The sequence below is a fragment of the Streptomyces huiliensis genome, from assembly GCF_020037025.1.
GTDB lineage: Bacteria > Actinomycetota > Actinomycetes > Streptomycetales > Streptomycetaceae > Streptomyces > Streptomyces huiliensis.
The window spans coordinates 1-2,415 of sequence record NZ_JAIQLH010000404.1; the positions used below are offsets into that span (position 1 = coordinate 1).

Consider the following 2,415-nt stretch of genomic DNA (forward strand, 5'->3'; position numbering starts at 1 on the left):
CAGCCCCACCACCGCCCCCGCCGCCGCGCCGACGGCCGCGGCGAGGCCCGCCGCCTTCGCGAACCGGGGGAGCAGCAGCCGGCCGCGGTCCACCGGCAGCGGCAGGGCCCACCGGACGGTGGGCAGGTCGACCAGGACCGGCCCCCGCCAGACCGCGCTGCGGACCAGCGCGTGAAGGGCGGCGGCGCCGAGCGCGGGGACGGTCACCGGCAGGCCCGCCACGATCCGTTCCGCCAGGACGCCCCGGGCCGACGCGGCGTCCGCCGCCCGGATCACGGCGATCAGACCCGGCACCCAGACGACGGCCGTCAGGACGATGCCGTAGAGCACGACCGCGCCGTCGCGCCGCCGCCGGCGGCTCTCCTCGCGGCGGGCCCGGCGCAGGAACCCCAGCGCGGCGCGGGACCCGGAGAGGGCGGTCGCCGTCGCGTCCGTCGTCCGCCGCTCGTCCGTGAGCGTGTCAGGCACCGGCCGCCTCCGACAGGTCCGCCAGGTCCAGCACCCGGTCGGCCACCGCCGCGGCCACGTCGTCGTGGTGGGTGACGAGCAGGATCGCGGCGCCTGCCGCCTTGTGGGCGCGTAGCCGCCGGGCCAGCGCGGCGCGGGCCGCGGTGTCCAGCCGCTGCTCGGGCTCGTCGAGCACCAGCAGGTCGTGCGGGCGCAGGAACGCGGCGGCCAGCAGCGCCTGCTGGGTCTGGCCCGAGGACAGTGCGTCGGGCAGCACGTCCGCGTGCTCCGTCAGCCGGTGGTCCGCCAGGGCTCGCGCCACCGCCTCCGCCGCCGCCCGGCTCAGGCCGTGGGCCAGCGCGACGAACATCAGGTGCTCGCGGACGGTCAGGTCTGGGTAGAAGGACGCCGCGTCCATGACGGCGGCGAGCCGGCCGCGTACGGCCGGGTCGTCCTCGTTCACGGGTACGCCGTCGAACAGCACCTCGCCCGACGTGGGCCGCTCCCGGCCGGTGGCCAGCCGGAGCAGCGTCGACTTGCCCGAGCCGTTGGGGCCGGTGACGGCGAGGCACTCGGCGCGGGACAGCGTCAGGTTCACCGAGCGGAGGATGGTGCGGTCGCCGTAGTCGCGGCCTACGTCCGTCATCCGGAGGATCGGATGTCCGGGCGGGGGTGCGGGCATGGTGGGGTTCCTCCCCTGGGTGGTGCTGGGTGGTGCTGGGTGGTGCTGGGTGGTGCTGGGTGGTGCTGGGTGGTGCTGGGTGGTGCGGGGGTGGCGGTGGTTACGGGACCACCGTCACCGGCCACCGTCCCGCCTTCACCAGGCGGATCGCGACCGAGCCGATGATGCGGTGACCCGCCTGTTCCGACGCGCCGACGACCACCGCGTCGGCCTTCAGGTCGTCGGCCGCCTGCGCCAGGCCGGAGTACGGGTCGCCGCGGAAGGTGTGGAACTCCCAGCGCATGGCGTGCGGGTAGAGGCCGCGCAGCCGCTCGGTCGTGGCGCGGATCTCCGCGAGCAGCTCCTCCGCGACCTCCTCCGTCACCTCGGCCACCGGGGCCCCGAAGGCCGCGCCGCCGACCAGGACGGGCTGGACGTAGACGAGGGCGAGCAGCGCGTTCTGGCGGCGGGCGAGGCCGGCGGCGTAGGCGGCGGCTCGCCAGGAGGAGTCGGAGCCGTCCACTCCGACGACGATGATTTTGGGGCCGTCGGTGCCGCGTTCGAAGGTTCCCGGGAGGCTTTCGGGGTTGGGGGTGGGCTGCTCTGGGTTCACGGGTTCAGGTTACCCGTGGGGGTGTTTGGCCCCGGTCCCTCCCCCAGAGGGGGCACCCCCATTCACCGTTTCTTGCGGGGGCGGGCCCCGCACCCCTGAAGCGCGCTCCGCGCGCTGTCCTCAAACGCCGGACGGGCTGAAATCAGCCCGCCCGGGGGGTGCGGGGGCGCAGCCCCCGCAAGAAACGGTGAATGGGGGTGCCCCCTCTGGGGGAGGGACCGGGGCACAGCCCGCCGCAGGCGCCCTACGGTACCGACAGCGACAGCGCGAAGCGGCCCGCCTCATCCGTCCACCAGTGCCGCAACTCCAGCCCGGCGGCGGCGAGTTCGGACCGCACTCCCTCCCGTCGGAACTTCGCCGACACCTCCGTGCGCAGCTCCTCGCCGGCGGTGAAGTGGACGGCGAGGTCCAGGGCCGGGATCTTGGCCAGGACGGGGCGGCGGGCGCGCAGGCGCATCTCGATCCACTCGTGGTGGGCGTCCCAGAGGGCGACGTGGGCGAAGTCGGCGGGGTCGAAGTCGGCGCCGAGTTCGCGGTTGAGGACCGCGAGGAGGTTCTTGTTGAAGGCGGCCGTCACCCCGCGGGTGTCGTCGTAGGCGGAGACGAGCACCCGCTCGTCCTTCACCAGGTCGGTGCCGAGCAGCAGCGCGTCGCCCGGGGCCATGCCGGCACGCAGGCCGGCCAGGAACTCGGC

At 75.3% G+C, this 2,415-nt stretch carries 3 protein-coding genes and 1 pseudogene; all 4 read right to left on the reverse strand.

The window, feature by feature from the left end; all coding sequences use genetic code 11:
• Positions 1-468, reverse strand: a pseudogene (locus tag JNW98_RS34215) (DUF6297 family protein); the annotation flags it as partial.
• On the reverse strand, positions 461-1,093 hold the full coding sequence (locus tag JNW98_RS34220) for an ABC transporter ATP-binding protein (RefSeq protein WP_223772184.1): 633 nt from the start codon (positions 1,091-1,093) through the stop codon (positions 461-463). The pseudogene JNW98_RS34215 and the gene JNW98_RS34220, both read right to left, overlap by 8 nt.
• A 136-nt stretch (positions 1,094-1,229) precedes the next feature.
• Entirely contained in the window at positions 1,230-1,721 is a 492-nt protein-coding gene (locus tag JNW98_RS34225) for a universal stress protein (protein ID WP_223772185.1), read from the reverse strand.
• A 244-nt stretch (positions 1,722-1,965) separates the two neighbouring features.
• Positions 1,966-2,415: L-histidine N(alpha)-methyltransferase (locus tag JNW98_RS34230; RefSeq protein ID WP_223772186.1), on the reverse strand; the 450-nt coding region annotated here is incomplete at its 5' end.

What these genes read in the sequence shown, in the direction of transcription:
- JNW98_RS34220 (WP_223772184.1), bottom strand. Translation starts at nt 1,093, where the DNA reads ATGACGGACGTAGGCCGCGACTACGGCGACCGCACCATCCTCCGCTCG.